This window comes from Paenibacillus sp. FSL H8-0282 (assembly GCF_037963825.1).
Taxonomy (GTDB): domain Bacteria; phylum Bacillota; class Bacilli; order Paenibacillales; family Paenibacillaceae; genus Paenibacillus_AQ; species Paenibacillus_AQ odorifer.
This window is the reverse complement of sequence record NZ_CP150146.1, coordinates 2,512,078-2,529,219: the sequence shown is the minus strand read 5'-3', so window position 1 is coordinate 2,529,219 and position 17,142 is coordinate 2,512,078. Positions and strand designations below refer to the sequence as shown.

Below are 17,142 nucleotides of genomic sequence, written 5' to 3'. Positions count from 1 at the left end.
CAAGTAAAAACCTCATTTCTTGTTATTCAACGCCCATATAACGGCTGAAAGCATCTGTCCGAATTTTCACCATCTTTTCGAGGCCCATCCCCCGTAGCTGCTTCACATAGTCATCCCACTGCTCGTCAATAACACCTGAGATTATAAATTGAGCACGCATTGTATTGACGTAACTATCAATATCGGTGGTCAAGGTCGGCAGCTCCTGAAACTCTTCTGCAGTGTACATTACGTTGGGGAAAGGTGGTGTTGTGTAGTCACTTCCCAGCTTATCGAGTTGTAGCTTCAGTCCATCTCCGGTTTTAGGATTTAGAAAGATGGTCTTTTCAAAAGCTGGGCTTACATATTTCGGCCCAAAATCCCGGAGTGACTGTTCCCAATACCAAGCATCCGCACTGGTGCCGGTTGGAGGGTCCATCAATGTATACGTACCGTTGTCATTTTTCTTAATCACCGTTCCAATGGCACCCCAGAAATTCTGAATGCTGGCTTCATTGGTATAGAACTGATCCGCCCAGCGTGCTGCAATTTCTGGATACTTGCAGGATGTGGTGATCAACAGCTCGTTGCGTTCCAGATTCATCCCATACGGGTTCCCAACGGTGTAGCGCTTCCCGTCTGGTCCAGCAATTGGCGGAATGGTCACATATTGATCACTCCATTTGCCAAACATAGCGTCTGGCGTCCACTGATAAGAGAAGCCTACGATTGGGGCATCCGGATTTAGAAACTTTGCCGATCTCATCGTTTCGTCTTGAGTGAATACTTCTTTATCAAGTAATCCGTCTTTAAACAATTTGCTCTCCCATTTGAGCCCTTCTTTGTATTCCTCTGAAATCGGGTAATAAACCGCATTTCCGTCCTTGACCACCATGAAGTTATTATTCAAATCTGCAATTCCGAAGGGACTGATTAGATCATTACTTAATTCGATAAAAGGAATCTCATCCTGTTTTCCGTTTCCATTCGGATCTTGTTCTTTGAATGCTTTTAGCACGTTATAAAGATCGTCTATCGTATCCGGTACCTTCAAACCCAATTTGTCCAGCCAGGTTTTATTAATCACAGGCTGACGTGAGCTTTTAGGACGTGAGGGTAATCTTGCAGGCAGCGAGTAGATTTTCCCGTCAGGAAAGGTGCTGATTTTTTTCATTTCCGGTGTTTCTTCCATAGCTGCTTTGAGATTAGGCATGTTTTGCTCAATATAATCATCTAACGGCCGAAATAAGCTTAAATTATTGACGATATCCGCATCTCCAAAGGTCTGACTCCCTAAAATGATATCTGGTAGTGTGCCGCTGGCCAGCATAATAGACTTCCGTTCACTCCAATCATTGGAGGACATCACCTGCCACTCGATTTTGACATTCGTGTTCTTCTCCAAATCCTTGAGCCATTGATTCTCGGTAAAAGAATCTCCCATGCTTACCCACCGGACAGTGAGTACTTTCAGCGTCACAGGCTTATCCACTATCGGCAATCCTTCTTTGTTAAATTCGCCCGTCTCAGGTTCAACAGAATTAACCCTATTGCTCCCTTTACAGGCAGTAAGGCTAGCAAGCAACGTTGTCACTAAAAGAATGACGGTGATTGTTCTATATATCCTGTTTTTTTGTTGCTTTTTCATAACGTTCTTGCTCCTTACGAATGAATGTTAGTAGAATAGCCGAATGTACTATTCCTTCACTGCGCCGATCATTACCCCTTGGTTAAAGTATTTTTGTACAAAGGGGTACACACACATGATCGGAACCGTTGCCACGATAATAACAGAATACCGCATCATATTGGCGAGTCGTAGTGCGATTTGCGCAGCTTCCCCGGTTCCCATCCCCGATTGCATCTGATTGGTGATCAGAATATTTCGCAGAATCAGCTGCAAAGGATACATATTAGGATTTTTCAAATAGATCAAGGCATTAAAATATGAATTCCAGTAACCAACGGCGATCCATAGACCCAGCACGGCAATAATCGCCTTCGATAGTGGCAAAACGATCTGTACAAAATATCGAAGATTTCCACAACCATCGATCTGTGCAGCTTCCCATAAATCTCCCGGAATACTCGACTGAAAAAAGGTGCGGGCAACGATAATGTTAAACACCCCAACGGAGAAAGGCAGTACCATCACCAGAAATGTGTCGTACAGATGGAAATCACGGATCGTTAGAAAAGTCGGAATTAACCCCCCATTAAAAAACATCGTAAAGATGAAAAACAGGGAAAGATATTTTCGCCCCACAAGATCCTTTCTGGACAACGCATAGGCCGCAGAAATATTTACAATTAAACCGATTGCGGTCCCTACCACCGTATACATGATGGTATTCCAGTAACCGATCCAAATATTTTCATGACGCAGCAGCTCTTTGTAACCATCGAAGGTGAACCCTTTAGGAAATAACCAAACCTGCCCCCCCGCCACCGCGGAAGGATCACTGAACGAAGCAATGACGATAAAATACAGCGGATAGATTAAGATAACTAGAAAAATTGCTGATATAACATACATCACTATTTCCATTATAGTATCCGAAGAACGATTCTTCTTTATTTTCCCCACATTCCCTTTAGTAACTGTCTCTAAACCTCCCATTTCAATTCTCCTCCCTTCTACCACAAGCTATTTTCGCTTAGTTTTTTAGAAATCTGATTGACCATGATCAATAAAATAAAATTAATAACGGTGTTAAACAGGTTGATCGCCGAGGAAAAGCTGTATTGACTGCTGAGCAAGCCAATTTTGTAGACATAAGTAGAAAGAATTTCGCTTGAAGTGATGTTCAAGTCATTTTGCATTAAGTACACTTTTTCAAACCCAACCCCAAGCAATCCACCGACCCGCAAAATAAGCAAGGTTATCGCTGTTGGCATCAGCATCGGAATATCGATATAACGAATTTTATGCATCCGGCTTGCTCCGTCTACGGTTGCCGCCTCGTACAAGCTAGGATCAACTGCGGAGAGCGCAGCGATAAAGATAATGCTGTCCCAGCCGACATGCTGCCACACATCCGACCAAACATATACACTGCTGAATAATCCAGCGGAGCCAATCAGATCAGGAGCCTCTTTTCCAAAAAGACTATATATATTGCCCAGCAGTCCGGTGCTAGGTGAGAACAAAATCATCATTAAACCCACCATTACTACTGTGGAGATAAAGTGCGGCATATAGGACACCGTCTGGAAAAAACGTCTGAACCGGTTAGGTCTCATCTGGTTAACCATCAGCGCCAGTATAATTGGAATCGGAAAGGTAATCAGACTGTACACACTGATGATCAATGTGTTTTTAATCGTTGATGAAAATTGATAGGAATGAAAAAATTTCTCGAAGTACTTGAATCCAGCCCAAGGGCTGCCTCCAATTCCCAACGCCGGGCTATAATCCTTGAAAGCAATCAGCACCCCGTACATTGGCTTGTACGCGAATAATAACGTCAGAACTACAGCAGGAAAAAGCAATAGATAGAGACCCCAATTTTGTTTGATTTGTCCGAATTTCCGCCCGAAATGAAGTGGACTAGATTTCATGACATCCCCTCCTTATTTAAAATAGAGAATGCTACCCCACAGCTATCCTGCAGGGCAGCACCTTTTTCGAAAGACGAATAGGTTATTTCACGTTCATATAACGGCTGTAAGCATCCGTGCGAATCTTAACTAACTTTTCAAGTCCCATTTTATTAAGCTTGCTCACATAAGCATCCCAGCCCTCGTCAATTCCGCCTTTGCTAATAAATTGCGCCCGCATAGTATTCACATAGCTGTCGATATCCGTAGTCAAGGTTGGCAGCTCCTCGAACTCCTCAGAAGTGTACATTACGTTAGGGAAAGGTGTGGTTACATATTCACTGCCCAGCTTATCCAGCTGCAGCTTCAGTCCATCTCCACTTTCAGGGTTCAGGACAATTTTCGATTCAAAGGATGGGCTCACATATTTCGGTCCAAAATCACGTAGCGATTGATCCCAATACCAAGCATCTGCGCTGGTTCCAGCTGGTGGATCCATCAATGTATAAGTGCTATCATCGTTTTTCTTAATAACCGTTCCAATCGCACCCCAGAAATTCTGAATGCTCGCTTCGTCAGTATAGAACTGATCTGCCCAACGTGCGGCAACCTCAGGATATTTGCAGGACGTGGTGATCAGCAGCTCATTACGGTTAAGATTCATCCCAATCGGATTCCCGATCGTATAACGTTTACCATCTGGTCCGGCAATCGGTGGAATCGTCACATATTGATCGCTCCATTTCCCAAACACGGCGTCTGGAGTCCATTGGTACGTAAAGCCTACGATTGGAGCATCCGGATTCTGGAACTTAGCCGATCTCATCGTATCGTCCTGAGTGAATACCTCTTTATCTAGCAAGCCTTCCGCATACAATTTATTTTCCCATTTGAGACCTTCTTTGAACTCCTCCGAAATAGGGAAATATATCGCTTTTCCGTCCTTGATGATCATATTATTGTTATTTAAATCGGCAATTCCGAAAGGACTAATCAAGTCATTACCAATTTCAATAAAAGGAATCTCATCTTGTTTTCCATTCCCATTCGGATCTTGTTCTTTAAAAGCTTTGAGCACGTTATAAAGCTCATCAATCGTTTCAGGCACCTTCAAGCCCAATTTGTCCAGCCAGGTCTTGTTAATCACAGGCTGACGTGAGCTTTTTGGACGTGCAGGAAGTCTTGTTGGCAGGGAGTAGATTTTCCCGTCAGGAAATGTGCTGATTTTTTTCATTTCTGGGGTTTCTTCCATAGCTGCTTTGAGATTAGGCATATTTTGCTCGATATAATCATCAAGCGGCCGGAAAAAGCTCAGATTATTTACGATATCGGCATCCCCAAAGGTTTGATCTCCCAAAACGATATCCGGAAGCGTGCCACTTGCCAGCATAATCGACTTCTGCTCACCCCAGTCATTGGAGGACATTACTTGCCAATCGATTTTGACATTCGTATTTTTCTCCAGATCCTTCAGCCATTGGTTTTGCGTAAAGGTGTCCCCCATACTCCCCCAACGGACAGTCAGCACTTTAAGTGTCACAGGCTCATTCACAATCGGCAGACCTTCTTTGTTATAGCTGCTCGTTTCATTTGTCGCTGCATTATTCCCGTTGTTACCGCCGCAGCCAGCAATTCCAAATACCATCGCAGCCGCCAGCAGACCCACAGTCCATTTCTTTGCAGTTTTTTTCTTACTGTGTTGACTCATCTCTTAATCCCCCATTTCAATTTATCAAAATGCATCTGAATAGCTTTATAATAACTTCTTATTTTTTCGTATTCCGGACACATTAAGACGGTTATCCAGACCTTTGAATTCGCTTACAAAAAATACAAAAGCTAAATGCTCTACTTGGGGAGATTTAATAACAGTATCCCGACTTCTGTATGTGCTATCCGGACTTTGAGGGAAATCACTAGCGAGTTCTTATGTTTTTTTCACGCAGAGGTTTTATAATGACTTTATGATCAAAAAAACAGCGAAACATAAAACCTACCCCATTCGCCATTATATAAAAGTCATGATGTTGGTTTCATTCACAGTCCTTATTCTGGATTTAGGAATCAGCATCGCTTCCATTTCCATCGTTAAGCAGCAGTCCACTCGGAATTTGCAGGATACTGCGGCGCTTTACATCAATCGTATTAATCATGATTTTGCCTACATTAATCACTATATGGGCTGGACGCTTGGGAACGATGAGAGCTTACTAACGATGAATACTTACGGGGTCAACAGTATCGAGTTCTTAAAGGCAAATGATAATCTGTTCAAACGCTTTACCGAGCTGCAAAAAAACTACGGGCATGAGTATAACTTCTTCTACTATTTGAAAAATGAGACCTATTTTTTGAATTGTGCACCGATCAGCGTAAGCTATACGGATTACAGGGAGCTGAAAAAGAAGATTATTTCTTATATTGATGATAAGGAGATGTATGAGAAGTTTTATTCCAAATGGACGCCTATTCTTGTGAACAACCATTATTATGTAATTAATATCGTGCCCTATTACAATCGTTATTTAATTGGACTGATCTCCGCAGATAATCTGATCCGGCCGCTACGCCAAATTAATCTTGGCGCCAATGGTTATGTTTCTCTAGTAGATGAGAATGAACAGCCTTTAACCAGTCCGATCTCCAATAGCGGAACGTTAATAACGGAAAATGGGGGATTCGCTAATCTTTTGCAATCGCGTACAACCATCAACAGCGCATTCTCAGACACCACCTTCAGCACCAAAATGGTCATTAAATATGGCATATTCGAAAAAATCATGATGGCCCAGCTGCTTATTATGTTATTGTTCTTCATTGTGACCTCCACGTTATGCATTGTTCTGCTCTTTTTCAAAAAAAGAGTGTTAGGTCCGATTCAAAGCTTCTCCGATAACCTTGCTTTCATTAATGAGTCTGGGCAACCCGCAGATTTCAAAAGCAGTGAGATTATAGAGCTGGAACAAGCAAACACTCAGTTTAAAGGCTTGGTTGAACAAATCAAAACCTTTAAAATCGCTATGTACGAGCAGGAACTGGAGAAACAGAGAATACAGCTGGACTATATGAAGCTACAGATTAAACCACACTTTTTCTTAAACTGTCTGACTAGCATCTATAGCATGGCGCAAATTCATATGTATAAAGAAATTGAAAATATGACGTTGTCTACCTCTAAGTATTTCCGTTACATTTTTCAGAATGGCGAGAATTTTGTCCGGTTAGAGGATGAAATCGAGCATGTCCGAACCTACTTGGAGATTCAAAAGCAACGTTATCAGGACGCATTTATTTATTACATCGAACAAGAGGATCAGGCAGGCAGTGTGGAAATTCCACCGTTAGTGCTGCAAACCTTTATCGAAAATTCAATTAAATATGCGATTTCACGCGAACATGAAGCCGAGATCAGACTTACAGTACAACGATTACAGATGGAGCAGGAAGAAGAAATGCTCGTTATCCAGCTCACCGATACCGGTCCCGGTTTTCCACCTCAGGTGTTAGAGAAACTTAATCTTGGAGAGCCCTTAGATCAAAGTAAAGGTACGCAAATCGGCATTATGAATACGCTTAAAAGACTAGAGTACCTATATTTAAAAAGAGCAACCGTCACCTTCTCCAATTTGGAGGGCGGCGGCGCTAGTGTAATCTTATATCTTCCGAAACTTCCTGATAAATCTAAATGAATGGAGAGCAAACTATGAATGTACTGCTTGTTGATGATGACTTTTATGTTATTGCCGCATTGCAAAAGAAAATAGATTGGGAATCACTCCACATTGATACCGTTTATACGGCTAATAATGTCGCTCAAGCACGTGAAATAATAGAAAAGCATTCTGTTCAAATTCTGATTTCAGATATTGAAATGCCGCAGGGCAGCGGACTGGAATTACTGGCATGGATTCGCGAGGGAAATTATAGTATTCAGACTATTCTTCTTACCAATTATGCAGATTTCAACTATGCGCAGAAAGCAATCGAATTGCAGAGCTTTGAATATTTCCTCAAACCCATTGAATTTGACAAGCTGATGTTGATCATCCAAAAGGCGGTCACCCAAGCAAAAGAGCAGCAAAAAAACGAAAAAGCCATTCAGGGCGGTTACTTTTGGCAAAAAAATCAGGCGAAGATTCTTGAGCATTTTTGGCGGAAGCTAGTCAGTGGCAGTACATCATTTCCGATTAAGTTGGCAGACATCACACATGCCATTGAAGAACAAAACCTCTCCTATCAAATGAGCGATACTCTACAGCCTTTGATATTTAACTTATTCCCTTACAATGGCAGCATGGGAAAAGAAGAAAAGGATCTGTTTGATTTTGCCCTGCTAAATGTATTGTACGAATTGTTTCAGCACCCTTGTTTTACCATCGAAAGCATTCTGGAATATAGAGATTATAACTGGATCGCCATTTTAAAATGGAACCAGGCACCAGACACGCAACGGCTTGAAGCATTATGTTCTTCTTTTATTCAAAAGGCGAATCCTTATTTAAAATGTGATGTCTGCTGCAATATTGGCTTATACGATAAACTGAGTAATGTAGGGAATGTTCTAAAACAATCCCTGACTATGGATGAAGAAATTACGAGATGCAGAAATCAGACCTTTTTGGTGGAGGCTTATCTGCAGCAAAATAAACCGGGCTATACACCACCGGATCTTGCCTATTTGGAAGAGCTGCTGAACCAGAATAAATTCACTGCTTTTCTTGAAGAAGTTACACAATATTTAAAGGTCATGCTTAACAATAGAACACTTGAGACCTCTGTCCTTAGCTTGTTCCGTTTAGATGTAGTTCAGCTAGTCTATTCATTTCTCAATCTGAAAGGGATACGATCGCACAAATTATACTCTGGCAAAACTAATGATAAATTATCTATGCACTCTTTGGATTCAATCGAGGATATGGAAGAATATCTTAAATACCTTGTCACTACAGCCATGAAATATCGTGACTTTGCTGCCCAGCCTAAGTCCGTCGCAGAAGAAATCAAACAATACATTCATTCACATTACGGCGATGATCTGACCCGAAATGATTTGGCTGAAATTGTTTATCTCAATCCTGATTACCTGGCGAGGATATTCAAACGAGAAACTGGGGTTTCATTAGGCAGTTACGTCATCCACGTCCGAATCGCTGCTGCGAAACATCTATTAGAAACCACAAATATGTCTGTATATACCGTCGCGAACAAAGTCGGCTATAGCAACTACTCCTATTTCTCCAAGCTTTTCAAACAAGAGGTAGGTCTCCCTCCAAACGATTATAAAAAGGAACAACAATACAATCCAGCTTACTAAAAGAGGGTAACCCAGCATCTAGTTCATGGATGCTGGGTTACCCTCTTTGGGATATCTTCTGAATATTAATTACTGTCTACCTTTACTCCTACGCTGCGGGCGTCATTTACGCCGAACATTACTCTTATATCCAGTAAGCACCCGCCCCACCCTCGCTCCTCTGATGCTTCCGGACCCAGATGACGCTATTTGCCCATTTATCGCCTTTTGAGCACAGTTTCGGACTCCAGTGCAGCTATTCCTGAGATATTGCTCCAAATCGAGTGTGTTTCAGGTCAATAGCGACTATGCAGTCCGTTAGAATTCCAAATGTGCCATATAGCAGCGTTTAAGGTCAGCTGGGTCCGATAGCTACTTCGTACGCGGAAATCTGGAGCCAATTAGCGAAGCTTGCCGGGGGATCAAGGGGACAGCACAACTCCGCCAGTAACTATCCGCTTCACTCTCTCCCCTCTGATGCTTTCGGACCCAGATGACGCTATTTGCCCATTTATCGCCTTTTGAGCACAGTTTCGGACTCCAGTGCAGCTATTCATGAGATATTGCTCCAAATCGAGTGTGTTTCAGGTCAATAGCGACTATGCGGTCCGTTAGAATTCCAAATGTGCCATAAAGCAACGTTTAAGGTCAGCTGGGTCCGATAGCTACTTCCTACGCGGAAATCTGGAGCTAATTAGCGTAGCTTGCCGGGGATCAAGGGGACAGCGCAACTCCGCCAGTAACTATCCGCTTCACTCTTGCACACAGTAATCATCCACCGCACCTTTACTCCTACGCTACCGGGAATCTTACACCTCTTACCTTACTCTTACACCCGGTAATCGTCCGCCACGCCTTTTCTCCTACACTACCGGAGTCATTTACGCCGAGCTTACTCTTACAACCAGTAACCACCCGCCCCACTCTCGCCTCAGGTGCTTCCGGACTCAGATGACGCTATTTGCCCATTTATCGCCTTTTGAGCACAGTTTCGGACTCCAGTGCAGCTATTCCTGAGATATTGCTCCAAATCGAGTGTGTTTATGGTCAATAGCGACTATGCGGTCCGTTAGAATTCCAAATGTGGCATAAAGCAACGTTTAAGGTCAGCTGGGTCCGATAGCTGCTTCCTACGCGGAAATCTGGAGCAAATCCGCGAAGCTTGCCGGGGATCACGGGAAAAGACCAAGACCCCACCAGTAACTATGCGCTTCACTCTTACACCCGGTAATCATCCGCCACGCCTTTTCTCCTACACTACCGGAGTCATTTACGCCGAGCTTACTCTTACAACCAGTAACCACCCGCCCCACTCTCGCCTCAGGTGCTTCCGGACCCAGATGACGCTATTTGCTCATTTATCGCCTTTTGAGCACAGTTTCGGACTCCAGTGCAACTATTCCTGAGATATTGCTCCAAATCGAGTGTGTTTCATGCCAATAGCGACTATGCGGTCCGTTAGAATTCCAAATGTGCCATATAGCAGCGTTTAAGGTCGGCTGAGTCCGATAGCTACTTCGTACGCGGAAATCTGGAGCCAATCAGCGAAGATTGCCGGAGATCAAGGGGACAGCGCAACTCCGCCAGTAACCACCCGCCCCACTCTCGCCTCAGGTGCTTCCGGACTCAGATGACGCTATTTGCCCATTTATCGCCTTTTGAGCACAGTTTCGGACTCCAGTGCAGCTATTCCTGAGATATTGCTCCAAATCGAGTGTGTTTCAGGTCAATAGCGACTATGGAGTCCGTTAGAATTCCAAATGTGGCATAAAGCAACGTTTAAGGTCAGCTGGGTCCGATAGCTGCTTCCTACGCGGAAATCTGGAGCAAATCCGCGAATCTTGCCGGGGATCACGGGAAGGTTCCCCACTGCCAGTAATCTTGCAAGCTCCAAAAACGCATTAATGCCCCAGCAGTCATAATCAGAACGGCTGGGGCATCTCTTTTACTAAATTAAACCTGGAGCGCTACATATTTATCGCCAAGCAGATTTTTGAAATAGGTGCGATTGTATAACATACTAGGATGGGATGGATAAAAACTCAACGCCATTTCATTGTGATGATTCGCCTTCTCGTGTTGGCCGAGACGATCATAACAAAGTGCCAATTGAAGATGCGGCAGCCAGGTATAAAAGATCCCATTCTTCATCCCCATCGAATCGTTATCCCGCGGTAGCTGAATCGCTAGCTCATACCAGTATGCGGCTGGATGCAACTGGCCTTTTTCCAGCAGAAGTGCCCCCAGTCGGCAACAGAACTCTGACCGTGGTTTATCATACTGCAAGGTTTTACATAACGCTTCAAATGCACCGTCTTTATCCCCCAACCGTTCCCGGCATTCGGCAAGCTTTAGGCAAGCCTGGAAATTATCTTCAATCCAGCCCTGCCCACCCGCTAAGAAAATCTCATAGTATTTGCAAGCCTCTTCATTTATAGCATGATCCCTTAATTCATTCGCATAATAATACTGGTCTCTCGGCGAAAATACTTCACCCTGTGCAACTCGTTTTTGATAAATCCGCAAATTACGATCTGTGTATTCCTTATCTTTCTCATGTGTGATGCAGACATCACTACTAAAAGAAGGACCACTTACCTCTAAATACTCATGAACAGGCCCAATCCATTGAAAGTTGCAGCTGCGCCGAACCAGCCTGTTGCGGCGTAAACTAGCTGTGACATTTCCCGCTTCGTCAAAAGCCAGATTATATTGCATGTTCACACTGTGAATATGTCCGGGCAGGATTTCTTTTAGTTTTTTAAAAAGAATCTGATCCTCTTCCTTTATATAATCATCCGCATCAAGCCACAAAATGTACTCCTGAGTAGCTTTGCTAAAGGCAAAATTACGTGCGGCACTAAAATTATCAATCCATTCAAAATCATAAATTACAGCTCCGAAGGACAACGCAATCTCTTTTGTTTTATCCGTCGAGCCTGTATCCACGATAACAATTTCATCTACGAGACTTGCAATGGTAGACAAACATCGGTGCAAGCTTTTTTCTTCATTTCGCACTATCATACATAAACTAATCGTAACCATACTCGCCCTCCTACACGCTTTGTTTGAAATTCTTTCTATATTGATATGCAGGGTTTAAGAAACGGACTCCCACTCTATCCCGCCCGATCATGAAGAACTTCAGAAATATAAAGGTTATTTAAGAAACTTTCCACTCCATTCTTAGGTCTATATAAGTAAGATCAAAGGAGGTACAACATATATGAAATCCAAACGAAGAGGAGTTAGAAACGGCTGGATCTTAACTTCAATATTGTGCGTCGTAATTGTACTAGTGCTGCTGATTGGATATAAAGGGCTCGACTGGGGTACACCTACCACACCACCCACATCCACCAACGCACAAACTAATAATGAAGCAGATAACAAACCCAGCTCCACTCAAGAAATGCTCGAATTTCCTAGCAGTGATCCCGATAATGGGCAGGTCATCATTCCACTGCACACTACGCTCGCGCAGCTAAATATTGATAGTGGTGACGAATATGTAAATACAGAAATCCCCCCCATACCTGAAATGACCTTTGCTTTATCTCAAGACATGAAAAACCAAGTAGAAGCAACGCTGGTCTACCGTCCTGATATCGGTGGAGGTTATCTTCTACTCGCTCCTGCCGGATGGCAGGCTACCGCGGTTGTCGGCGCTAACGGTTCTTATGGAGTTACCTTTCAGGATCCGAACCATCCGGAACAAAACATGAACTATTCAGATACGGCTTGGACTTGTATAGGCTGTGCCATTACTGCAATCGGAGCTTATTTCCCGGAAAAAGCCGAATGGGCTGACGCGCTGGGATTTACCATTAATAATCCGCTTAAGTTTAGCGAGCAGCATATTTTAGGTACTGCAGGAGCTGAAGCAAGAACGGTCAGATATACGCTTCAAGCAGACGCGAATGGCTATCAGGATGAGGGTGCTGCCTATTACGATAAGGGAGAATGGGGTTATTTATTCCGCAGTATCGGAATACATCAAGCTCAGACATCCCCACAGCAGGAAGTAGTGGAGACCCTCATGAAATTCTTTACAGATAATCATGGACCGCTCTTCATTGCTGACCCAAACGCAGAGAAGCTGGACTAAGGGTGGGAATTTTTAGAGGAAGGTATTTTCAACCTTGCTCTTGCTTTTAGAAAGACGTAGGTGCTATTTTTTGTTATAATCAATGCAATGCGTTGTTTATGAATTCAGACATATATAAAGGGGACGTAACCATGACTCAAATTATTAAAACTCTAACTATTGCAGGCAGCGACTCCAGTGGTGGCGCAGGCATCCAAGCGGATCTAAAAACATTTGAAGAGTATGGTACCTACGGCTTTAGTGCCTTGACCACTATCGTTACTATGGACCCGGACAACGGCTGGCACCATAATGTTTATCCAATTGATGCCTCCATTGTTGCTGAGCAGTTAAAAACTATTTTCGCTGGTGGCCCGGTTAATGCCATGAAGACAGGTATGCTTGGAAGTGTTGAAATTGTGCGCGTTGCAGAGCAAGCGATCAAAGAAAATCTTCAGACTAATGTAGTTATTGATCCAGTTATGGTGTGCAAGGGTGAAGATGAAGTCTTGAACCCTGACAGCGCTGAGGCTATTCGTGACTTATTGCTACCACTAGCAACTGTGGTCACCCCAAACTTGTTTGAAGCAGGTGTTCTTTCAGGTCTTGGCAAACTTACTACCCTTGAGGAAATGAAAGAAGCTGCCCGTCTGATTCATAAGCTCGGTGCACGTAATGTCGTGGTTAAAGGCGGCAAAGCACTCGGCGGCGATCAAGCGATTGATATCTTCTTCGACGGTTCTGAGTACACTGTATTCCAAACAGCCAAAATCGAACCCGCTCACAATCATGGAGCTGGATGTACTTTTGCCGCAGCAATTACAGGCGGTCTAGCTAATGGCTTAACGGTTCATGAAGCTGTTGCAAAAGCTAAAGATTTTGTCTCCGCAGCCATTCGTAATGGATTTGCGTTTAATGAATATGTGGGTCCTGTATTTCACGGTGGTTACCGTTTAGAACGTTAGAACTCGCAATCCAATTACACAAAAAATAAATGGCAGTCCAGACGCTGAACTTCAGCTCTGGACTGCCATTTTTATTTACTATTATTGAAAATCCGTAAATTCAAAACTTTGCTTACCGAACATTGATTTTTTATACGATTATTTTCATAAAAAAAGCACCCGAATCAAGATTCGAGTGCTTCTGAGCTACGTCCTCTAATTATTTTATCAAAATGGATAAAGCACTTTTTGACGCCAAACGGAAAGATAATTCATCCGCTCCCGGCAAGTTCAAAGCCACATTCTCAGCCTTTTCACTATCGTTGAACAGAACAACTGCAATAGAGTTATCTGTATTCTTAAAAGCTACGGAACGAATCACTTCTTGATTGGTGGAGGCGTCAATACGCACAGCCTTCGGACGAATAAATTTACTGAAATGGGCCAGCGCATAATAGTCGAGCGTATACGTAAGCTCCTTGGTCTCTTGGTTGACTGTCACAACACCACGACAAGTACTTTTGCCAAAACCCGGTACGGTTGGGCCGTTCTTTTCATCTAAGGCCATATTCCATAACACAAAGGATTTACTATGATTTCTAAGAATATCAATCCCTGTTCTCATTACATTGGAGAAGGCTTGTTCAAACGGAGGAATCCATTCTCCACCAGAACCTTCTGTAAAATGCACTTCTTTATCGGCAAAAGCTTTCAGAACCTCTGATTGCGCTGACGCATTGCCACCATACCAGTGCCAAGCTACACCATCCACTTCATCTTTTGCATAATCGAGCACGGTTAACGGATAATCTGGACGATCCCAGTTGTGGTCGTAGCAGAGAATTTTTGTAGCGATGTTATGCTTAACAAAGCTCGGCTTCAGGTAGTTTTTAATGAAATCTTTTTGCGCCTCAGGCAACATTAACATACTAGGGTAGTGTTTGGGTTCAAATAAAGGCTCGTTCTGTGGTGTTACAGCATAAGTTGGCAATCCGTGCCCTTCAAAAGCTTGAATATATCGAACAAAATAATCGGCATAAGCCTGATAATATTCTTGTTTAAGTTCTCCAGCAATCATCGATCCGCTAGTCTTCATCCAACCTGGTGCACTCCATGGAGAAGCCATCAGTTTGATCTCAGGGTTAATTGCCAGAGCTTGTTGCAACAAAGGGATAATGTCTGCTTCATCATGTGCGATAGAGAAGTGGGTTAATTCCGTATCCGTTTCCTGTGCAGGTCTATCGTCATAGCTATAAATATCTCTAGCATAATCCGATGCCCCCATTGGATTTCTTAATACGGACAAACCAATTCCATCTTGTGCGTCAAAAAGCTTGCTCATGACTTCCTTTTTCTGTTCGTTGTCCAGGACTTGATTAATCAAATAAGCGGATGAATCCGTAAAGGATGCTCCAAAGCCATCCATTTCCTGAAAGGTTTGATTCTCGTCAATAGTTACAGTAGTGGTCGCCTCTGCGTCAGCAATTGGAGTTAATTGTTGCAGACTTTGCTCTACAAACAATGTATTCTCCCCGGTGGATTGATAAATTTTAAGCTCTGGCATGTTGTTTCCCTCCATCTTTCTATGAAGAGGCCCCAGTGAAGGGGCCACATTCTATTATCTAACTTATTTAAGGCCTAATTTTTCTTTGTTGTTTTTCATTTTTTCAGAACGAACTTCTACAATCTTATCCCAGTTGTTATCATTCAAAAATGTTTTGTAAGCAGCCAAGGTGCTGTCGAATGTAGCATCGTCTTTAGCACGGATCATACTTACAAGCGTAGTGTTCCAAGTAGTATCAATTGCAGTAAGACTGCGAGCTTCAGGCGTTCCTTGAGCCGGGTTAATGTTTTCAAGAATAAAGTGTGGTTTTAGCTTTCCTTTGCCCCACTCTTGCATTTGTTTAATGGAATCTGCGAACGCGTCATTACTCAGCGCTTTATCACGGTCATGTCCAAAGAACATAAATTCGCCCATCCGGTAATCTTTTTTGAATTTATCGGCATTATTTAATTGCAGGTCTTTGATTTCAGGCAAGAATTCAATTTTACCGCTGTCGTTAACTTTATAGGTCTCTCCTTCAATACCGTAGTTCATGAGCTTTTGTCCTTCGTCGCTGAGTAAATAAGTGTAAATTTGAATCGCTTTTGCAGGATCCTTAGCCTTTTTAGTAACATAGCTAATCATCCAACCTGTAATTCCGGATTGATTCAACGTTGGTTCATGTCCAACAGTACTTTGTGGGCCATCAATAGCGATATATTCCTTGCCTGGATTTTCTGTCATGAAGATTTGCAGGTTACCACTTTGTTGAGGGGTTCCATCCAAAAGTATTGTTGCATATTTACCGGATTTCACTTTTTCTTCAAAGGCAGTACCGTCATCAGCAAAACTGTCATCACTGATATCACCATTTCTGTAGACTTCATTTAACGTTTTCAACCAAGTCAAGTAATCCTCATCCAGGTTACGGTTGTAGAATTCGCCATTTTCAGTTTCCATCGGCACTCCGATGAAGTCCTCCAATACATCTCCCAAAGAACCAGTGCCTGAACCAATGGAGTTAAAACCAAAAGGAATCATGTCCGGGAATTGTTTTTTGATTTGTTGCATAACGCTCTTGAATTCCTCAGGAGTTCCAAAGCTTGGTTTTCCAATGGCTTCGTAAACATCCTTGCGGATGACAAAGGCTGTTTTAGCAGGGATGTTACCGCTATCATAATCGTTTTGCGTATTGGAATAGTTAGGGTATCCATAGGTCTTGCCATCTGCTAACTGGAACCAGTTCATCGTATCTTTTTCTGCAACTTTATTGAAATACGGATCATATTTATCTGCCAGATCATTTAAAGGCAATGCCCATGTAGCAGCTTTTTGTACGACTGGAGAGTTGGAATCAAAAATAGTCAACAGATCTGGCATTTCACCGCCGGCAAAAATCGTATTCAGCTTAGTGTCATCGCCTGTAATGAATTTAATGTTGATGTTTAAATCCTCTTTAATTTTCTTGGTGACAAGGTCTTTTCCGAAATCAGTATTCCACCAGTCTGCATTCACGTACCAAGTCAGATCTGTTGTCTCTTTTTTTGTATCCAGCTTCCATGCCGGTTTTTCCGGATCTATAGTATAACGGCCTTCAATGGAGCTTAACTCTTTACTGGAGCTGTCAGAATTACCTTTCGATCCACAACCTGTAAATACTAATACAACAGCCATAAGTGCCGTACAAAGTTTGAGTCCTTTTTTCCCAAATGCTTTGTTCATCTTTTATTTCCCCCTAAAATGTTTTGTAAGC

The 17,142-nt window shown here is 42.8% G+C and carries 11 protein-coding genes; 4 read left to right on the top strand and 7 right to left on the bottom strand.

All coding sequences use genetic code 11. The annotated features are described in order from the left end of the window. Positions 1-22: 22 nt before the first annotated feature. The 4 genes from NST94_RS10825 to NST94_RS10810 form a co-directional block, all read right to left on the bottom strand. Positions 23-1,627 (bottom strand): extracellular solute-binding protein, encoded by a 1,605-nt coding sequence (locus NST94_RS10825; protein WP_076303044.1) that lies wholly within the window; start codon positions 1,625-1,627, stop codon positions 23-25. 48 nt (positions 1,628-1,675) lie between these two features. Beyond that, on the bottom strand, positions 1,676-2,599 hold the full coding sequence (locus tag NST94_RS10820) for a carbohydrate ABC transporter permease (protein ID WP_076130365.1): 924 nt from the start codon (positions 2,597-2,599) through the stop codon (positions 1,676-1,678). A gap of 17 nt (positions 2,600-2,616) precedes the next feature. Beyond that, a complete protein-coding gene (locus NST94_RS10815; RefSeq protein ID WP_076130366.1) occupies positions 2,617-3,540 on the bottom strand; it encodes an ABC transporter permease subunit in 924 nt (307 codons plus the stop codon). Positions 3,541-3,622: 82 nt separating this feature from the next. Next, complete coding sequence (locus NST94_RS10810; RefSeq protein ID WP_076130367.1) at positions 3,623-5,227, bottom strand: extracellular solute-binding protein; 1,605 nt, start codon at positions 5,225-5,227, stop codon at positions 3,623-3,625. Between the two features lie 256 nt (positions 5,228-5,483). Between NST94_RS10810 and NST94_RS10805 the strand changes: the two genes are divergently transcribed. Together NST94_RS10805 and NST94_RS10800 are read left to right on the top strand one after the other, a co-directional pair. After that, on the top strand, positions 5,484-7,208 hold the full coding sequence (locus tag NST94_RS10805) for a sensor histidine kinase (protein ID WP_076303045.1): 1,725 nt from the start codon (positions 5,484-5,486) through the stop codon (positions 7,206-7,208). A gap of 14 nt (positions 7,209-7,222) precedes the next feature. Next, positions 7,223-8,833, top strand: coding sequence for a helix-turn-helix domain-containing protein (locus NST94_RS10800; RefSeq protein WP_076193819.1), 1,611 nt, complete (start codon positions 7,223-7,225; stop codon positions 8,831-8,833). Positions 8,834-10,765: 1,932 nt separating this feature from the next. On the opposite strand, the gene NST94_RS10795 is transcribed toward NST94_RS10800, so the two are convergent. Continuing rightward, entirely contained in the window at positions 10,766-11,860 is a 1,095-nt protein-coding gene (locus NST94_RS10795; protein ID WP_076303046.1) for a glycosyltransferase family 2 protein, read from the bottom strand. Positions 11,861-12,041: 181 nt separating this feature from the next. On the opposite strand from NST94_RS10795, the gene NST94_RS10790 reads away from it, so the two are divergent. Continuing rightward, positions 12,042-12,923 (top strand): DUF4850 domain-containing protein, encoded by an 882-nt coding sequence (locus NST94_RS10790; protein ID WP_076303047.1) that lies wholly within the window; start codon positions 12,042-12,044, stop codon positions 12,921-12,923. A gap of 131 nt (positions 12,924-13,054) precedes the next feature. Further along, complete coding sequence (thiD, locus tag NST94_RS10785) at positions 13,055-13,867, top strand: bifunctional hydroxymethylpyrimidine kinase/phosphomethylpyrimidine kinase (RefSeq protein ID WP_038570000.1); 813 nt, start codon at positions 13,055-13,057, stop codon at positions 13,865-13,867. A gap of 199 nt (positions 13,868-14,066) precedes the next feature. Here thiD and NST94_RS10780 read toward each other — a convergent pair whose 3' ends face one another. Continuing rightward, positions 14,067-15,410 carry a glycoside hydrolase family 30 beta sandwich domain-containing protein gene (locus tag NST94_RS10780; protein WP_076303048.1) on the bottom strand — a complete coding sequence of 448 codons (1,344 nt, stop codon included), beginning with the start codon at positions 15,408-15,410 and terminating at the stop codon, positions 14,067-14,069. A 63-nt stretch (positions 15,411-15,473) separates the two neighbouring features. Next, the gene (locus NST94_RS10775) at positions 15,474-17,111 is read right to left on the bottom strand and encodes a sugar ABC transporter substrate-binding protein (RefSeq protein ID WP_076303049.1); all 1,638 of its coding nucleotides are present in this window, start codon (positions 17,109-17,111) and stop codon (positions 15,474-15,476) included. Between the last annotated feature and the right edge of the window lie 31 nt (positions 17,112-17,142).